The sequence below is a fragment of the Candidatus Bipolaricaulis anaerobius genome (assembly GCF_900465355.1).
In the GTDB taxonomy this organism is placed as follows: Bacteria; Bipolaricaulota; Bipolaricaulia; order Bipolaricaulales; family Bipolaricaulaceae; genus Bipolaricaulis; species Bipolaricaulis anaerobius.
This window is the reverse complement of the sequence record NZ_LS483254.1, coordinates 763,720-779,891: the sequence shown is the minus strand read 5'-3', so window position 1 is coordinate 779,891 and position 16,172 is coordinate 763,720. Positions and strand designations below refer to the sequence as shown.

General features: G+C 69.5%; 10 protein-coding genes. 5 read left to right on the top strand and 5 right to left on the bottom strand.

Going from position 1 to position 16,172, the window contains the following annotated elements; translation table 11 throughout:
• The 3 genes from BARAN1_RS03825 to ftsH are packed head-to-tail and all read right to left on the bottom strand — an operon-like array spanning position 1 to position 3,505.
• Positions 1-441, bottom strand: a complete 441-nt coding sequence (locus tag BARAN1_RS03825; RefSeq protein ID WP_162297747.1) for an RrF2 family transcriptional regulator — start codon at positions 439-441, stop codon at positions 1-3.
• Positions 442-488: 47 nt separating this feature from the next.
• Positions 489-1,667, bottom strand: coding sequence for a 1-deoxy-D-xylulose-5-phosphate reductoisomerase (gene dxr / locus BARAN1_RS03820; RefSeq protein WP_122031026.1), 1,179 nt, complete (start codon positions 1,665-1,667; stop codon positions 489-491).
• A complete protein-coding gene (gene ftsH, locus BARAN1_RS03815; RefSeq protein WP_122031024.1) occupies positions 1,664-3,505 on the bottom strand; it encodes an ATP-dependent zinc metalloprotease FtsH in 1,842 nt (613 codons plus the stop codon). Before ftsH ends, dxr begins: the two co-directional genes overlap by 4 nt.
• An 80-nt stretch (positions 3,506-3,585) precedes the next feature.
• On the opposite strand from ftsH, the gene BARAN1_RS06785 reads away from it, so the two are divergent.
• From BARAN1_RS06785 to BARAN1_RS03800, 3 genes are read left to right on the top strand one after another with little or no spacing between them, the layout of a single operon-like run.
• Positions 3,586-5,736, top strand: a complete 2,151-nt coding sequence (locus tag BARAN1_RS06785; protein ID WP_162297746.1) for a S8 family serine peptidase — start codon at positions 3,586-3,588, stop codon at positions 5,734-5,736.
• Positions 5,733-6,536 (top strand): hypothetical protein, encoded by an 804-nt coding sequence (locus tag BARAN1_RS03805; protein ID WP_122031019.1) that lies wholly within the window; start codon positions 5,733-5,735, stop codon positions 6,534-6,536. The genes BARAN1_RS06785 and BARAN1_RS03805 overlap by 4 nt, the downstream gene beginning before the upstream one ends.
• Positions 6,536-10,390 carry a ligand-binding sensor domain-containing protein gene (locus BARAN1_RS03800; RefSeq protein WP_122031017.1) on the top strand — a complete coding sequence of 1,285 codons (3,855 nt, stop codon included), beginning with the start codon at positions 6,536-6,538 and terminating at the stop codon, positions 10,388-10,390. Before BARAN1_RS03805 ends, BARAN1_RS03800 begins: the two co-directional genes overlap by 1 nt.
• Here the strand turns inward: BARAN1_RS03800 and BARAN1_RS03795 are convergent.
• Positions 10,387-11,238 (bottom strand): PorV/PorQ family protein, encoded by an 852-nt coding sequence (locus tag BARAN1_RS03795; RefSeq protein WP_157959449.1) that lies wholly within the window; start codon positions 11,236-11,238, stop codon positions 10,387-10,389. The two genes, BARAN1_RS03800 and BARAN1_RS03795, sit on opposite strands and share 4 nt — an antisense overlap.
• Positions 11,239-11,248: 10 nt before the next feature.
• The gene (locus BARAN1_RS03790; RefSeq protein WP_122031013.1) at positions 11,249-14,260 is read right to left on the bottom strand and encodes a PKD domain-containing protein; all 3,012 of its coding nucleotides are present in this window, start codon (positions 14,258-14,260) and stop codon (positions 11,249-11,251) included.
• A gap of 393 nt (positions 14,261-14,653) precedes the next feature.
• On the opposite strand from BARAN1_RS03790, the gene eno reads away from it, so the two are divergent.
• Both eno and BARAN1_RS06515 read left to right on the top strand, forming a co-directional pair.
• Positions 14,654-15,910, top strand: a complete 1,257-nt coding sequence (gene eno, locus BARAN1_RS03785; RefSeq protein WP_122031011.1) for a phosphopyruvate hydratase — start codon at positions 14,654-14,656, stop codon at positions 15,908-15,910.
• Positions 15,879-16,172 (top strand): hypothetical protein, encoded by a 294-nt coding sequence (locus tag BARAN1_RS06515; protein ID WP_157959448.1) that lies wholly within the window; start codon positions 15,879-15,881, stop codon positions 16,170-16,172. Before eno ends, BARAN1_RS06515 begins: the two co-directional genes overlap by 32 nt.

Genomic DNA, 16,172 nt, shown 5'->3' with positions numbered 1-16,172 from the left:
CTACCGACGGGATTTCTTCCGGCCCCGGGCCGGCGTCTTCTTCGCGGCAGGCGTTCGCTTCTTGGCTGGGGGGCGCGACCTCTCCACCACATCGGCGAGCGTGCTCGCCGCGAGCGCCTGGGTGAACGCCTCCTCGATCCCCTTCCAGAACGGGTCCACCGGACAGTCCTGCCCGGTCACGAACCCGCCGCCGCGCTGCCGGCCGTAGACGAGGGCCGGGGGCTCCGGCTCGAGGGCGGCGATGACCTGCCCCAGCACGATCTCGTGCGGAGCATGGGCCAGCTGGTACCCACCCGTGCGCCCTTTCTGCGCGGTAACCAACCCCGCCCGGCGCAGATCGAGGAGGATCTTGCGAACGAATGCCTCAGGGACGCTGTATCCTTCCGCAATTTCACGCGCCGAGTGGTAGCCCTCCTTGCGGGTCGCAAGCTCGTACAGCACGCACACTCCGTACCCCAAACGCTTGCTGGTAATCATAGTGACCTAGTTTATACGCTGCAGCGGCGCTGTGCCACAACCGCTCGCGCCCTCTCCCGCGCCCAGTTGTCAGCGGCGATGACGTCAGCCACGTCCTGGACAGGGCTCACGCGATGATCGTCGAGCACGATCGCAATGCCCTCCCCAATCGCTGGGAACGGGATCTCACCCCGCAGGAATGCCTCCACGAACACCTCGTCGGCCGCGTTCGCCACGGCGGGGGCCGTCCCCCCCATCCTCCCCGCCGCGAGGACAGTATCGAAAGTCGGATACCGCCCCGCCGGGAGCGCCGCAAGCGAGAGGTCGAGCTCCGCGAACGAGAGCCGGGCCGGGGGAGGGGGGCAGCGCTCAGGGTGGGTGAGGGCGGCGCGGATGGGGATCCGCATGTCGGGAGGGGCGAGCTGGGCAAGGACCGTGCCGTCGACGACCTCGACCAGGGCGTGCACGCGGGCCTGGGGATGGACAAGGACGCCGATCCTCTCCCAGGGGAGGGCGAACAGGTGGTGGGCCTCGATCACCTCGAACGCCTTGTTGGCGAGCGTCGCTGAATCCACGCTGATCCGCTTCCCCATCGGCCACACCGGATGGGCAAGGGCTTGCAGCGGGGTCACGCTAGCTAGCTCGGCCGGGGACCGGTCCCGGAATGGGCCGCCGGAGGCGGTGATCCAGACGCGGTCCACCTCGTGAGGATCGATCCCCCTAAGGAGCTGGAACAAGGCAGCGTGCTCGGAGTCCACGGGGATGATCGCGTCGCGCCTGGGCCGTGCCCGCCGGACGAGCTCGCCGCCGATCACGAGCGATTCCTTGTTGGCGAGGGCGAGGATCTTCCCGGCGGCGAGCGCGGCGAGGGTCGGGCCGAGCCCCCGTGCGCCCACGACCGCGTTCAGGACGAGGTCCACCTCGGGAAGGGAAGCGAGATGGGCCAGCCCGTCAGGTCCGTGGACGATCTCCGTCTCCGGAGGGACGAGCGGCCGCAACCGGTCCGCCTCGGCGGGGCCGGCGATCCCCACCCGTCGCACCGCGAACTCGCGGACGGTCGAGGCCAGGGCTTCCACGCTCCGCCCGGCCGCGACCGCGACGACTTCGAGCGGACGTCCCTCCCGCCGCAGAGCGCGGATCACGTCCAGGGCTTGGGTCCCGATCGAGCCCGTCGCCCCAAGGATGGCGACCCGGAGCGGAACAGGGCTCATCCCGTTGGCTGAAGGGTGAGGTCAGCGAGGAGGGCGTTCATCTCCTCGCCGTCGAGCGACTCCCGCCGCAAGAGCTCCTGAGCGATCCGATCGAGGGCGGTGCGGTTCCGGGCGAGGAGATCCTTCGCCCGCCGGTAGGCCTGGTTGAGGATCGCCCGGATCTCGCGGTCCACTGCCGCCGCGAGCTCCTCGGAGTGCGCGTCGCTGCGTACGATCTCCTCACCGAGGAAGATGTTCGTGCGCTCCTTCCCCAGGTTGATCGGGCCCAGGCCCTCCGACATGCCGTATTCGATCACCATTTTCGTCGCGAGCTCGGTCGCATCGCGGAGGTCGTTCGCCGCACCGGTGCTCTGCTCCCCGAACACGATCTCCTCCGCCCCCCGCCCGCCGAACGTCCAGGTGAGCATGTCGAGGAGGTCGTCCTTGGACGTCCAGTACTTGTCCTCAAGCAGGCGCTGCGAGAACCCGAGGACCCCCGTTCCCCGGGGGACGATCGTCACCTTGTGCACCGGCCCCAGGCGGGGGAGGAGCTTGTTCAGGAGGGCATGGCCGGACTCGTGGTATGCGATGCGCTGCCGTTCCTCGTCCTTGATGTACATCCCCTTGCGTGCCAGCCCCGTGAGCACGCGGTCGAGCGCTTCCTCAAAGTCCTCGAGCTCGATGCGCTCCTTGTTCCGCCGGGCGGCGAGGAGCGCGGCCTCGTTGCACAGGTTCTCGAGGTCCGCCCCCACGAACCCCGGCGTGCGGCGGGCGAGGACGGAGAGATCCACGTCCGGGGAGAGCTTCTTGTCCCGGATATGGACCTTGAGGATCGCCTCCCGCCCGTGCAGATCAGGGGTGGGAACTGCGATCTTGCGGTCGAATCGCCCGGGGCGGAGCAGGGCGAGGTCGAGGACATCGGGGCGGTTCGTGGCGGCGAGGACGATCACCCCGGCGTTCCGCTCGAACCCGTCCATCTCCGAGAGGAGCTGGTTCAGCGTTTGTTCCCGCTCGTCGTGCCCACCCCCCAAGCCCGCGCCCCGCTTGCGGCCCACGGCATCGATCTCGTCGATGAACACGATGCACGGGGCGCTCGCCTTCGCTTTCTGGAACATGTCCCGCACCCGGGCTGCCCCCACCCCGACGAACATCTCCACGAAGTCCGACCCGGAGATGGAGAAAAACGGGACGCCGGCCTCGCCGGCGATCGCGCGGGCGAGGAGGGTCTTCCCCGTGCCCGGCGGCCCCACGAGGAGGATCCCTTTGGGGATCTTCGCCCCGAGGCGCACGAACCGCCCCGGATCCCGTAGGTAGTCCACGATCTCCCGCACCTCGTCCAGGACCTCATCGATGCCCGCCACGTCCTTGAACGAGACCTTCGTGAACTCCTTGGCGACGAGCTTGGCCCGGGACTGGCCGAAGGTGAACGGGTTCCCCCCCTGCATGCGGCGCATCATGTACGCAAAGAACACGGCGAATAGGGCCATGATGAGCACATACCCGAGGAGGGGCAGGATCCACGATGCCCCGCCGGGGGCCTGGAACCGGTACACCACGCCCTGGTCCTCCATCACCTGCGCCAACTCGGCGTAGAGGGGGGACCCCTCCGGCGGGCCCTGGACGACGAAATTACGGATCTCCGCTACCTTGAGCACGCCCTCGATCCGTGAGCCCTGGATCACGACCTCTGCGACGTTCCCACTCTGGATCTGGGCGAGCAGGTCCGAGTAAGAGAACTCGACGGTCCGGGGCTTGGACGGCCAGAAGGCCTGGCTGATCAGGAGGCCGATCATCACCAGCACCAGGAGGAACGTGATGCTGCGCAAGGGCCGGGGCGGCTGAATCGAACGACGGTCCATACAATGACCATTGTAGCCCACCCCCCCCACGGATCAACGAATCTGGCTCGATCCAGATGCTATGGCTACAATGCCAAGCTGTGGCCGGCCTCCTGCGTCTCCTCGCCGTTATCCTGTTCTCCGCCGCTGCGTTCGCTGGCCCGGAGAAGCTCGATCCGTTCCTCCGCCTCCTCGTCCACGCCGAGCAAGGGGACGGGCCCGCGGCCCTCCTCTCCCCGGAGACGCTCTCCGCCCTCGTCGCCCTCGGGGGGGATCCCGTGGCCCCCGGGCCCGCGGAACGGACGGCGGTGCGCGTCCTCCTCCTCACCGAGGATCCTGGCGCAGCCTGGACGATCCCCCTCTTTCGCCCTCACGGGGTCGTGAACACCCTCGCCACGGGGGAGGTGGCCGTCGCTGACCTCGCCGCCCTGGCTGACCACCCTCAAGTCGTCTACATCGAGGCGAGCCGGCCCCTTTCCCCAGCGCTCGACCTCTCCGTCCCCGAGGTCGGAGCCCCCGCTTTATGGTACGGCACCCCCGCGACGGCCGGCCGGGGCGTGATCCTGGGGGTCGTGGACACGGGGCTCGACATCCTCCACCGCGATTTCCGCGTAGACCGCGACGGGAACGGGACCGAGGAGGGGTCGCGGATCCTGTGGCTGTGGGACCAGACCGGTGTCGGCGCCACGGGGTTCCCCTCGTGGTGGGGGGACGACGGCGCCGGCGCGGAGACCTACTACGGGCGGGCGTTCTCCCGCGCGGAACTGGAGGTGGCGATTGCGAGGGGCAGTTCGCCCACCTTGGATTCGCACGGGCACGGGACCCACGTCGCCGGGATCGCCGCGGGGGACGGCTCCGCCTCCGCCGCGATGCGGCGCGGGGTCGCCCCCGACGCGGACCTCGTGGTCGTGAAGACGACGTTCTACCACGACACGGTGGTGGACGGGGCGCGGTTCGTGTTCGAGGCGGCGGAGGCGCTGGGGATGCCGGCGGTGGTCAACCTGTCCCTGGGCGGCCACAGCGGCCCCCACGATGGGAGCTCGCTGTTTGAGCGGATGCTCGACGAGCTCGCCGACCGCCCCGGCCGGGCGATCGTCGTCGCCGCTGGGAACGAAGGGGATCGGAGGATCCACGTCGCGGGGGACGTGTGGGCCACGACGACATGGCACCTCGAGGCGGAGAAGGGTACGGTCTCGGCCCAGTTCTGGTACAACGGGACCGCAACCTACTCGATCGAGGTCCGGTCCCCGAGTGGAGAGACCGCGACCGTCCTCCCCGGGAGCCAGCGTTGGGTGTCCACCTCCTCCGGTGGGATCTGGCTCGACAACACCTCGCTCCCCGATCCGCGCAACCTGGCGCGCTACATCTTCGTCGCCCTCACCGACATCACCCCCGGGACGACGTGGGCGGTCACCTTGACCCCGATCCTCGGGGGCGGGCACGTGGACGGGTGGGTAGAGGACGCCGCTGCCGCCCAGTTCCGGGAGGGGGACACGAGCTCCACGATCTGCGAGCCGGGGAACGCCGCGCGCGTGATCACGGTGGGTGCCTACATCACGAAGACCCACTGGACCTCGGTGGCGGGAGAGGAGACGGCCGACGGGGAGGTCGGGGCGCTCGCCTCATTCTCGTCGCGCGGGCCGACCCGCGACGGCCGCCTCAAGCCGGACCTGACCGCCCCGGGGGCCTGGATCGCCTCCGCCCGGTCCCAGAACGCAACCGCGGCGCCGTGGCTCACCCTGGCGGGCGGGGAGTACACGATGCTCCTCGGGACGAGCATGGCCGCCCCCCACGTGGCGGGAGCGGTTGCCCTCCTCTTCTCCCGGCGGCCAAACCTCACCGCGGCGGAGGTCAAGGATGCGCTCACCTCCGGGGCGCGGGCCGATGCCGAGGTCGGCGTAGCGCCGAGCCAGGCATGGGGAGCGGGAAAGCTCGACATCGCCCGGACCGCACAGCTCATCGGCGGGGCCGCGCCGGTGGAGAGACCGGTCCTCATCGCCCTGGCCAACCCCGTGTCCTCCGAGGCACGCTTCAGCTACCGTTGTCCGACCGGGACGGGCTGGGCGAGCCTCCACATCTACGACCTCGCGGGGAAGCTCCTCTATACCCAGCTCGTCGGCCCCCTCGCGGGGGAGGCGCGGTGGCCCTTGACCACCCACGACGGCCGACGGGTGGCGAGCGGTCTCTACCTCGCCGTCCTCGTCACGGATAAGAGTCAGTCGGAGATCGTGCGGGTGGTGGTCCAGCGATGAGGGGCTGGCTGCTCGCGCTCCTCGTGGCACTGGGATCGGTCGGGGTTGGCCAGGGCTTCGTCGGGGGGGACATCCTGTTCGATCTCGCCGCGGGCGCCCGCCGCGCGGGCATGGCCGGGGTCGGGGTCGCCCTCGCCTCCCCCGATGCTCTGTTTGCGAACCCCGCGGGCCTTCCGTGGGTCGAGGGCGTGCAGATCCTGTCCACCTACGCAGACCTGTTCGGAGCTGCCCATCTGGGGGCCGTGTCCGTGACGGGAGCCGGGCTCGGGGGGGCGGGGATCGGCCTCGATGCGGGGACGATCGGCCCTGGCCTCGCGTTCCGCGCGGCGGGCGCCGTCCTCGGGGCCGGCGTGCGCCTGGGGCCCGTCGGCGCCGGAGTGCGGGCGCGCCTCCTGCGACCGATCGCCCCCACCGCCGGGATCGGCGGCGCGCTCGATCTCGCCCTCCTCTGGCGCGGTCCAATCCACATCGGGGCCGTGGGGAGGTCCGTCCTGTCCCACGCCCCCGTGCCCGGCGAAGCCTGGCCCGCGGAGTGGGCGGTGGGGATGGCCCTCCCCGTGGACGTGGGGGGGATGACCCTTACCCTCGCCGGCGACGTGTCCGACGTGGGCGGGAGCCCGTCGTTCGCGGTCGGGGGCGAGCTCGGGGTGGGTTGGCTCCTCGTCCGGGCTGGGTACGGCCCGGCGGGGATCGCGATGGGGGGGACGGTCGGCTGGGGGCCGTTCGCCCTGGACTGGGCGCTCGTCCTCCCTCCCGTCCTGCCCCTTACGTTCCGCGTATCCTTCACAGTGAGGTTATGATGAGAAAAGCCATCTTCCTTCTCCTCGTCGTCGGTTGCACCGCCATCGCCCAACAGACCCCGAGCTTCAACCTGACCGTAACCGGGGAGAAGACGTGGACCATCCGGTTCGGGCTGGGTTCCGCGGGCCTCCTGGCCGACGAAAGCCTGTCCCCGGGGCAGCCGGCACTGACCCAGTCCCTCCGCGCCGAGATCACGGGCACGGCCCTCGATCTCATCACCCTCACCGCGAGCTTCAATGACCAGTTGGGCCCGGAGTTCCAGGACTTCCTCCTCACCGTGGACCACACGCCGTGGACGGGGGAACTGGGGCGGTTCGTGGTGGGGGCGGAGGGAGAGGGCCTCGGGGTGTACAACAAGCGCGTCCTCGGGGCGCGGGGCACCTACGCCGGGGACGAGGTCACGGTGGGAGCGCTCGTGACCCGGCTGGAGGGGATCTCCGAGTCCCGCACGTTCTATGGTGAGCGCGGCACGGGGGAGGCGACGTTCACGGTGAACGACCCCGACGAGCCGTGGCGTCCCGCCCCGTACCTCCGTTCCGTGGAGGGCCTCGCCTACTGGCCGCTCCGGATCCAGTTCGTGGAGGGCCTGTCCGAGGTCGCGCTCCGCGTGGATGGTTCGGCCGCCCTGTGGGCGTTCCTGGCCGACTGGGGCCTCGGCTACCTCGAGGAGGACCTCGCGGCCGAGCTCGTGACCCCGCTTGCGGGGGGGGAATTCCTCGTCCTCCGCGACGGCGGTGACGACCTCGCCCTCCGCCTCGCCCCGGCTGCCCTGGCCCGGCGGCGGATCCAGGAGGCGATCGAGGCCCACAACACCCGGCTCGGGCTCACCGGAAACGACCGGAGGACCTATCCCCTCATCGAGGGGAGCGAACTCGAAGCCCGCTTCCTCGACGAATGGAGCGCGTTCCTCGCCGTCCTCGTGGACGAGGACGCCTACCCCTTCCCCGAAGCCCAGTACCGCCGCTACCTCTCGTTGGGCGAACGGGACGTGATCGAGGACACGGTCGAGGTCTGGATCCTCCTCCCCGGGGAGGAGGAGTTCCGCCCCTCCACCGATCCCGACCTTGCGGAGTTCGCCTGGACCCTCCTTCCCGCGGACGGCGTCCTGCGGATCTCGTTCCCCGACGGGTTCTTCACCGACGGGGCGCTGCGCGTGACGTTCGCCTTTCAGCGGGAGGGAGGCTCGTTCGCGCTTGGCCTATCCCTTGTCCCCGGTTCGGAACGGGTTTACCTGAACGGGAACCTCCTGGTGCGGAACACGGACTACACGCTCGACTACGAGGCGGGGATCCTCCTCCTCTTCGCCCCCCTCGGGCCGGAGGACGAGCTCCGGGTGGACTTCGAGCGCCAGCGCGGTGGGCTGGGCGTGGTCACCGACTACGAGCGGATCCTGTTCGGGCTGACGGTGAACGTGCCGGGGTGGGACGCGCTCCACTTCGCCGTGTACCGGGCGATGGACTTCGGCACGCCCCTTCCTACCACCCGCACCATGCCCAACACCCACACCGTGGCCGCCCTCGCCCTGGCCGGCGAGGTCGCTGGGTGGGCGTACAGCCTCAGCGTCGCGGCAGCGGAGAACGTGTTTCCATCCGATGACAACGCACGGATCCCTTCCCCGAACCGGGTCCATGCCATCTCAGCCGCCCAAGCGCCCGACGGCGCGTACGTCATCTTCGGCCACCAGAACGGGCTCACCGTGTACAAGGACGGGGCGTTCACCGGATACGGAGCCGCCCACGGCCTTGCCGGGCGGGCCGTATCCGCCCTGCTCGCCCTCCCCGGCCAGCTCCTCGTGGGCACGGATGGGGGGCTGACCGTGGTCCGGCTCACCGAGCCGACCCCGTTCGATCGCGTGCGAAGCTGGGTCAGGATCACCAAGGACGATGGTCTGCCCGGGACGGAGGTCCTCGCCCTCGCGAGCGGGGGCGGGCTCGTCTACGTTGCGACCGACAACGGCCTGGCCTCGTTTGCCCCTGCCGATGCGGAGAGCCCCAAGCGCTGGCAACCGCTGACCCTTCCCGCGGACGACACCAGGCCCACCTCCCTCCTGTGGGCCGCGGGCGTCCTCTACCTCGGCGCCGCCGATGGGCTGTACGTCCAAAGCGAACAGGGCTGGACCCACGTCCCCGAGGCCCCGGGGCCGATCCACGACCTCCTCGCCCGGGGGGACGACGTGTACGTGGCCTCCGACCACGGGATCCGCATCCTGCGCGGGGGAATGGGAGCAGGCTGGGTCGTTCTCGGGAAGGCCGTGTACGACCTCACCCTCTACGAGGGGGCGCTCTGGTACGCGGCCGCGGATGGGCTGTGGCAGGAGGGCGGGTCCGCCCCGGCCGTAGGGGGCCCCGTGACCGCGGTTGGGGTGGGTCAGGGAGCGGTCTGGGCGGCCTCGATCGCCGGGGAGGACTTCCGGCTCGACCTGTGGCGCGTGGGCGAGCGCGCCGAACGGTTCACCCAGTCCCAGACGAAGCTCGATGGGCGCGACCTCTCCCGATTCCGCGACATCCCCGCCGCCGAGCACACCCGGTACGGGATCTCCGGGGGGCTTTACCTCAGCCGGACCTTCGGCGACTGGCAGTGGGACGTGCGCCTGGCGAGCCGCCTCCCCGGATACGAGGAGATCGGCCGGTCCGGGAGGTCCGATGGCCACGGGATCAGCTTCACCGCTCGCTACACGGGAGCCGGGCCCACCACCCTCGAACTGCGCGGGGGGTGGGACGTGGTGAACCTCACCACCCGCCCCCAGAGCCGGCTCACGGCGAGCCTCGACTGGCGCTGGTCCGACGGGCCCACCGCGTCCCTCTCCGTGACGCCCACCGTCACCGGAAGCGGCGTGGCGGCGTTCGAGCGGCTGGAGATGGGCTGGCGGGCCGGGCTCTCCAACACGACCCAGGCGTGGTCGTGGGGGCTCTCGACGAGCGGCACCCTGCGCTATCCAACCTTCCACGCCGCCGGCCAGCTGGGGGCCACCGCCTCCCTTCAGCCGGCCCCGGGATGGACCACGGACCTCAGCTGGACCCGCCCCGTCCGCACCACGGGCACCTTGGGCGAGGAGACGCTCCGCGCAACGGTGAAGTGGGCCTCTGCCCTCGATCGGATCTCGCTGAACGCGAGCTGGCAGGAATCCCTACGCCACCACCTCACCACCGACGCGTGGCGCAGTGAGCGCACGATCCAGGCCGACGCGCGGTGGCCAGCGTGGCCCGTCCCTGGGGGGGACCTCACCCCGCGGCTCTTCGCGACCCTCAGCGAGACCCCGACCGAGGAGCGGTGGACGGCCCGCCTCGAGGCCGACCTCGTGCAGTCCCCGGTCGTCCTCCGCCTCAAGGTCACGGTCGGGCAGGGCCTCCAGGTGGTAACCGAGCGAACGGATCAAACCCTGGCCCTTTCCTTCGCGTGGGAGCACGCGGGTTGGCGCGGAGTGCGAACCTCCCTCCAATGGGACAGGTCGTGGACCCTCCTCTCCCACCCCCGCTACCCGACCGAGGTCACGGAGAAGGAGGAGGCCGTCCTTCGGTTGACATGGGAGCCTGAGGGATGGCGCGATGTCCTCACCCTCTCCTGGAAGCCCCGCGACCAGCAGATCTCGGTCACGAACCGCGTTACGTGGCCGTTCGCGTCGGGGGCCCTCACCGCGGAGACGTCCGTTCAGCTAAAGGATCAGGCCCTCGACGTGACGACCCGTGCCGACCTCGGGCTCCCGCTCGATACCCTGCTCGTGGCGCTGGGAGCGGAGCCAGTGGGAGAGATGTGGGGGCTCAGCGCCGAGCTCGGACACATCCTCGGGCTTACGCCCGAAAGCGACGCAACCCACGCCCTGTTCCTCGGCGTGACCCTCGCCGTTCGGTTCTAGAACTTGGCCCCGAACCCGAACCGGTGGGAGGCCGACAAGGTTGGGTGGGTGAGAAGGGCGTAGTCGATCACGAACATCCCCCAGTTCACCCCGAGGCCGAGCGCCCACTGCACGCCCGCCTGGAGGCGCAGGCCGGCGCGGACCTCGAACAGCCCCATCGCCGACCACCCCACGCCGAGCGCGGTGTACTCCGCGGTGAGGTCCGCCGTGAGGAGGAACCCCATCGGGTTCACGAGCGCCACCCCCGCCGCGAGGTCGGTGGACCACCCATCGCCCGTCTCCCCCACCGTGGCCCCGAACCCGAACTCCCGCAGCGCGAGGCCGAACTGGAGCCGCCCGAACGGTGTGCTCATCCGCCCGAGGAACCCCACGTCCAGGGCGAACCCGCTCCCCGTCTCGTCCGCGATCTGGGCGCGGTGGTACTTGACGGCAGCGCCGCCGGCAGCGGGGAACGGGAAGATCCGCATCCCCGATAGGTCGAACCCTGCCCCCACCACCGCCGCAAAGTGGGAGAACGGGAGAGGATCGCCCTCCGGGTCCGTGATCCCACCGACCCCGAGGTACCCCAGCCCTGCCCCGTAGTTGGGGACCGAGCCGGCGAGCCACGTCACCGAGTACAGCCCAAGCACGCTCGACAGGCTCGAGTCGGCGCGGATCCCCTTCGACCACCCGAGGCCGGCGGGGTTGGTGAGGAGGGCCTCCGTCCCCTCGGCGATGGCGATAGAGGCCCCGCCGAACCCCATCGCCCGCACCCCGAGGCCCACATCGAACGGGTTCGGCAAGCCCTGGCCGAGGGCTATACCCCCCCCGACGAGGACCACACCCAACAGCGCGAACGCTCGTCGCATCATCCCCTCCTCAGCGCACCACAAGGATCCTCCCGATCTCCGACCGCTCCGTCTTCTCTCCGACGGTGGCCGTGATCAGGTAGAAGTACAACCCATCGGCGATCGAGCGACCGTTCCCGTCCTTGAGATCCCATGTGAACTGCGTGCCCGCCACTTCGCTCCGCCGGACCTCCCGGCCCAGCATATCGAAGATCTGGATCGAGACGTCGGTCGCTCCGGGAGGGAGGAGGATCTGGATCCGACACTGCGTCCGAGCGGGGTTATCGAGAGCCTTCGTCCCGACCGCCGCCCCACCCTGAGGGCGGACGTACACGTCCAACGAGAACCACTCCCCGAACCCTCCCGCGTCGCGAGCCCGCACCTGGATCCGAAAAACATTGGCCGTGGTGAACGTATGGGTGGTGCTGTTCGCGGTCGTCGCCACCACGGTCTCATCCCCAAGCTTCCATTCGTAGCCTGTGATCGCGTCATCATCAGCGTCGTTGGCCGTGGCTGTGAACGTGATCGTCTGACCGACCACGGGCGCCGCCGGACTGACGGCGATCGCGGTGACCACCGGCCGCCGGTTCACCGGGGAAGCGACGACCGTGATCGTCTTCTCCTTCCTCCCGACCTCCCCGCGGCTGTTGGTGACGGAGAGGATCACGGTGTACGTGCCAGCTGCCGTGTACGTGTGCTGCGGGTTGGCGGCCGTGGAAGTTCCGCCATCGCCGAACGCCCAGGCGTAGGTGTACGGCGTGAGCGGCGGAGTCGCCGGATCCGTCACCTGAGAGGTGAAGGTGACCGCTTGACCGGCAGCCGGTTCCGCAGGCGTGAACGTAAAGTCCACCACAGGCTGCTTGCCGGTCACCTCGACCGGCTTCGTCTTCGAGCTCGCCAAGCCGCCCTCCCCGGTCACGGTGAGGGTCACCTGGTAGGTCCCGCCGATCGCATACGTGTGCTTGACAGAGGCCGAGCCCGTGGTCTGGGCCGTCTTCCCGTCACCGAAGTCCCAGTGGAACGTGGCCTTGGTGATGTCCCCCGACGGATCGGCGATGCCCGTGGCGGGCGTGAACGTAACCTCGATCCCCGCTTCCGGCGCCGCCGGCGTCCAACTGAAGTCCACCCCCGTTGGCGCCTGACCAGTCGCGGTGGTGAACGTCGCCGGGCCCACCAGTTCCGTGGTTGCCTTCGTCGCCGTGCCCTCGGTGTGCCACACCACCGATTCCAGTTGCAGCTTCCGCCCAGATGGGGCCGTGCTCTTGAGGGTGACCCAGATCTCAAGCTCCACGCTCGTATCGTCCGGCACGAGGTTGTTGGCACCCGTTGTCACGCGCACACCGGCCAGGCTCAGCCCCACCGGGTCCGTAACCTCGCCGAGGAGCGCCCCGTCGGACTTCCGGCGCACCTCGATCTTCGCCACATGCTGGTCGGCGAGCGGGTTGTCCGGAACGTAGTTGCGGATCATGAGCGAGGTGATCGTCACGTCGTACGGGTCCGGATCGTTGTCCCGGAGGTCGAGCCGCTGAGCGAGGAACAGCACCCCCTGGAATACCGTGCGATTGGACATCGTCACCGGGGTCGCCGTTTCGAACCCCTCACCCGCGTCCGGGCCGGTCTCGAAAGCCGCGTTCCCGGGTACCACCGGACCCGACAGGTACCCGCTCTCGGTGTGCCAGACAGTCGTTTGGAGCTTGAGGGTTCGGCCGTGGGGAACTCCCGTCTTGAGCGTGACCCAGATCTCGAACGTTTCCGACGTGTCGTCGGCGACCGTGTTGTTGCCGATCGCGGTTTCTGCAGGCGGGATCCGAACCCCGCCCGCGTTCAATCCAGAAGCGTCCGTCACCTCGCCGAGGAGGGCCCCATCACTGCCCCGGCGCACCTCGACCTTGGCGACCTGGGTCTCCGCCAGCCGCGCCCCCGAGTCGGCCACGTTCTGGACCATGAACGACTCGATCGTCACGTTGTACGGGTCAAGGTCGTTGTCCCGGGCCTCGATCCGTTGGGCGAGGAACCGTTGCCCGGAGTAGATTCGCCCGCCGGTGAGATCCTGGTTCGTCAGTTCCTCAAACCCAACGGGAGCCCCGACGATGAACCGGGGCGCGGTGCCCCAGACCGAGTGGACGACGTCGTACCCCGTGCCCGTAAGCCGGACCTGCGCCTTGAGCCGCAGGCGGTGCCCGGTCGGAGCGTCATTTCGGAGCGTGATCCAGATTTCGTAGACCTCAAGGCTGTACGCGGCGATCGTGTTATGGGAGCCGGTGGATATCTCGACCCACGGTTGCGGCGGACCAGCAGCAGTGAAGTTTCCAAACCCACTTGTCTTCTCCCCCAGGCGGTTTCCGTCCCGGGCGCGGATGACCTCGATCTTCGCCAGGTACGCCCCGGTCAGCTTGATCGGGTCGCCATCGTTCCAGACGTCCACCCGGCTCACCGTGCGCGAGGCCCCCACCGACAGGTTGTTGACCTCGAACCGGGCGGCGAGGAACTTCTGTTCGCGGTACACAGGCAGCTCGCCGGTCGGGACATCCATGAACCAGACAGGCTGCGTAGTGAACGTGGCCGCTGCGGTGGGGTAGGCCACGTTGTGGTCCATCGGGTTGTTGGTTGTAATGACTGTTGGGGTGCTGGTCGTCCCGAGCTGGAGTTTCTGTCTTAGGGAGGCACTCACCTGCACTTTGACCCAGATCTCGAGGTCGAACGCATCGTTGAACGCGTTATTGGCCGTGGTGGGGATCTCGATCCCCGCCGTCGTGAAGTTGGCGAACCCCGTGGCCACCGCCCCCATGACCTTGCCGTCGCTCGCCCGCCGAACCTCGATCCGCTCGACGTCGGTTCCCGACAGCGGGTCCGTCGCCGTGTTGACGACCTTGACCTGGGTCACGGTGAACGTACCCGAGGCGGTCTGGGTGATCACCTGCGCCAGCACCCACGAACCCGGCGCCACGTTGGCATCGGCCAACGAGACATTGCTGAACGTCTGCGCCACCACCGCCGGTGCCGCGAGGGCAACCGCCGCCACAACCAACAGGAATCGTTTCATCGCCAAACCTCCTCCCCCAGCTCGGGCCGGCCGGCGCCCACACGCCAGGAACCCGGTTCCGTAGGCTTCATCAAACTCATCTTCCCCTCATCACGAGGTTTCTTGGCACGGTGACCAGTCTAGGTGAGCGGCATCACGCTGCGGAGGATCGGGGTTACCCCGGCCCCAGGCGTTTGTCCGCCCACCCGTGCCCCCGTGTCCGGTGTGGTCAGTATAGTGTCAGGAAGTGGGCCGTGTCGGTGACCAAACCCACCTCCACCAGTAGGGGGGAACCAAGGGCCGCCGCGAGGATCGAGCCCGCCCGCAGGAAGAACCGGAGAGGCCGGTTGAGGTGGGACGGGCTTCCTTGGCCCGGCGGGCGGGAACCCGTACACTCCAGCCCGAGGTGAACGCATGAACCTGATCGAGGACGTCTGGGCACGGGAGATCCTGGACTCCCGCGGCAACCCGACCGTGGAGGTGGAGATCACGCTCGAGGACGGCACCGCGGCGCGGGCCGCTGTGCCCTCCGGCGCGTCCACCGGCACCTACGAGGCCGTCGAGCTGCGGGACGGAGATGACCGGTACCTGGGGAAGGGAGTCCAGCGCGCGGTCCACAACGTGAACGAGATCATCGGCCCGGAGATCGAGGGCCTCGACCCCCTCTGGCAGGAGGAGATCGATGCCCTGCTCCTGGAGCGCGATGGGACTCCGAACAAGGCGGAGCTAGGGGCGAACGCGATCCTCGCCGTGTCGCTCGCCTGCGCCAAGGCGGCGGCGGCGTCGCTCGGGATCCCGCTCTGGAAGTACCTCGCCGGCGCCCGGCCGGGCCGGATGCCGATCCCCCTCATGAACGTGATCAACGGGGGCGCCCACGCCGATAGCGGCCTCGCGATCCAGGAGTTCATGATCGTCCCGCTCGGGGCCCCCGTCTTCGTGGAGGCCCTCCGCTATGGGGCGGAGGTGTTCCACACCCTGCGCAAGATCCTGACGGGGAAGGGGCACTCCGTGGCGGTGGGGGACGAGGGCGGGTTCGCCCCTCGTCTCGCGACGGACGAGGAGGCCCTCCGCATCCTCGTCCAGGCGATCGGCGACGCGGGATATGAGCCGGGACGGGACGTCGCCCTCGCCCTCGACTGCGCCGCGACCGCGTTCTACGCGCCCGAGCGCGGGATCTACCGCCTGGCAGGCGAGCGGCGCGCGGCGGACCTCGTCGAGCTCTACGCGCAGTGGGCCAAGGCGTACCCGGTTGTATCCATCGAGGACGGGCTCGCGGAGGAGGATTGGGAGGGATGGTCGCTCCTCACGGACCGGCTCGGCTCCACGATCCAGATCGTGGGCGACGATATCTTCGTGACGAACCCGGACCGGCTCGCCCAGGGGATCAAGCGCCGGGCGGCGAACGCGATCCTCATCAAGCTGAACCAGATCGGCACGGTGACGGAGACGCTCCGCACGATGGACCTCGCCCACGGGGCAGGCTACGCCTGCATCATCTCCCACCGCTCTGGCGAGACGGAGGACACGACGATCGCCGACTTCGCGGTGGGGACCGGGTGCGGACAGATCAAGACCGGATCCGTCTCCCGCTCGGAGCGGGTCGCGAAGTACAACGAGCTTCTGCGCATCGAGGATACCTATGCTCCGCCGATGGCGACGTGGCCCCGCTAGGGGGTACCTCCCCCTCGCCCTGGCCGTGGTGACGATCCTCGGCCTGGGATGGGTGTTCGGGACGCGGGTGTTCGCCATCCGCGACGCCGCGGCGGACGTCCGGGCGTTCCAGGCCCGGGACCAGGCCGTCCATGCGGAGATCGCGGCCCTGCGCCAGAAGCTCGTCGAGGCCCCCCTCCCCCAGGTGGTGGAGCGGGAGGCGCGGCAGAGGCTGCATTGGGGGTTCCCCGACGAGGAACGGATCGTCATCGTGCGGAGGTAG

What these genes read in the sequence shown, in the direction of transcription:
- dxr (WP_122031026.1), bottom strand. Translation starts at nt 1,667, where the DNA reads ATGAGCCCTGTTCCGCTCCGGGTCGCCATCCTTGGGGCGACGGGCTCG.
- ftsH (WP_122031024.1), bottom strand. Translation starts at nt 3,505, where the DNA reads ATGGACCGTCGTTCGATTCAGCCGCCCCGGCCCTTGCGCAGCATCACG.
- BARAN1_RS03805 (WP_122031019.1), top strand. Translation starts at nt 5,733, where the DNA reads ATGAGGGGCTGGCTGCTCGCGCTCCTCGTGGCACTGGGATCGGTCGGG.
- BARAN1_RS03800 (WP_122031017.1), top strand. Translation starts at nt 6,536, where the DNA reads ATGAGAAAAGCCATCTTCCTTCTCCTCGTCGTCGGTTGCACCGCCATC.
- BARAN1_RS03795 (WP_157959449.1), bottom strand. Translation starts at nt 11,238, where the DNA reads ATGCGACGAGCGTTCGCGCTGTTGGGTGTGGTCCTCGTCGGGGGGGGT.
- BARAN1_RS03790 (WP_122031013.1), bottom strand. Translation starts at nt 14,260, where the DNA reads ATGAAACGATTCCTGTTGGTTGTGGCGGCGGTTGCCCTCGCGGCACCG.
- eno (WP_122031011.1), top strand. Translation starts at nt 14,654, where the DNA reads ATGAACCTGATCGAGGACGTCTGGGCACGGGAGATCCTGGACTCCCGC.
- BARAN1_RS06515 (WP_157959448.1), top strand. Translation starts at nt 15,879, where the DNA reads ATGCTCCGCCGATGGCGACGTGGCCCCGCTAGGGGGTACCTCCCCCTC.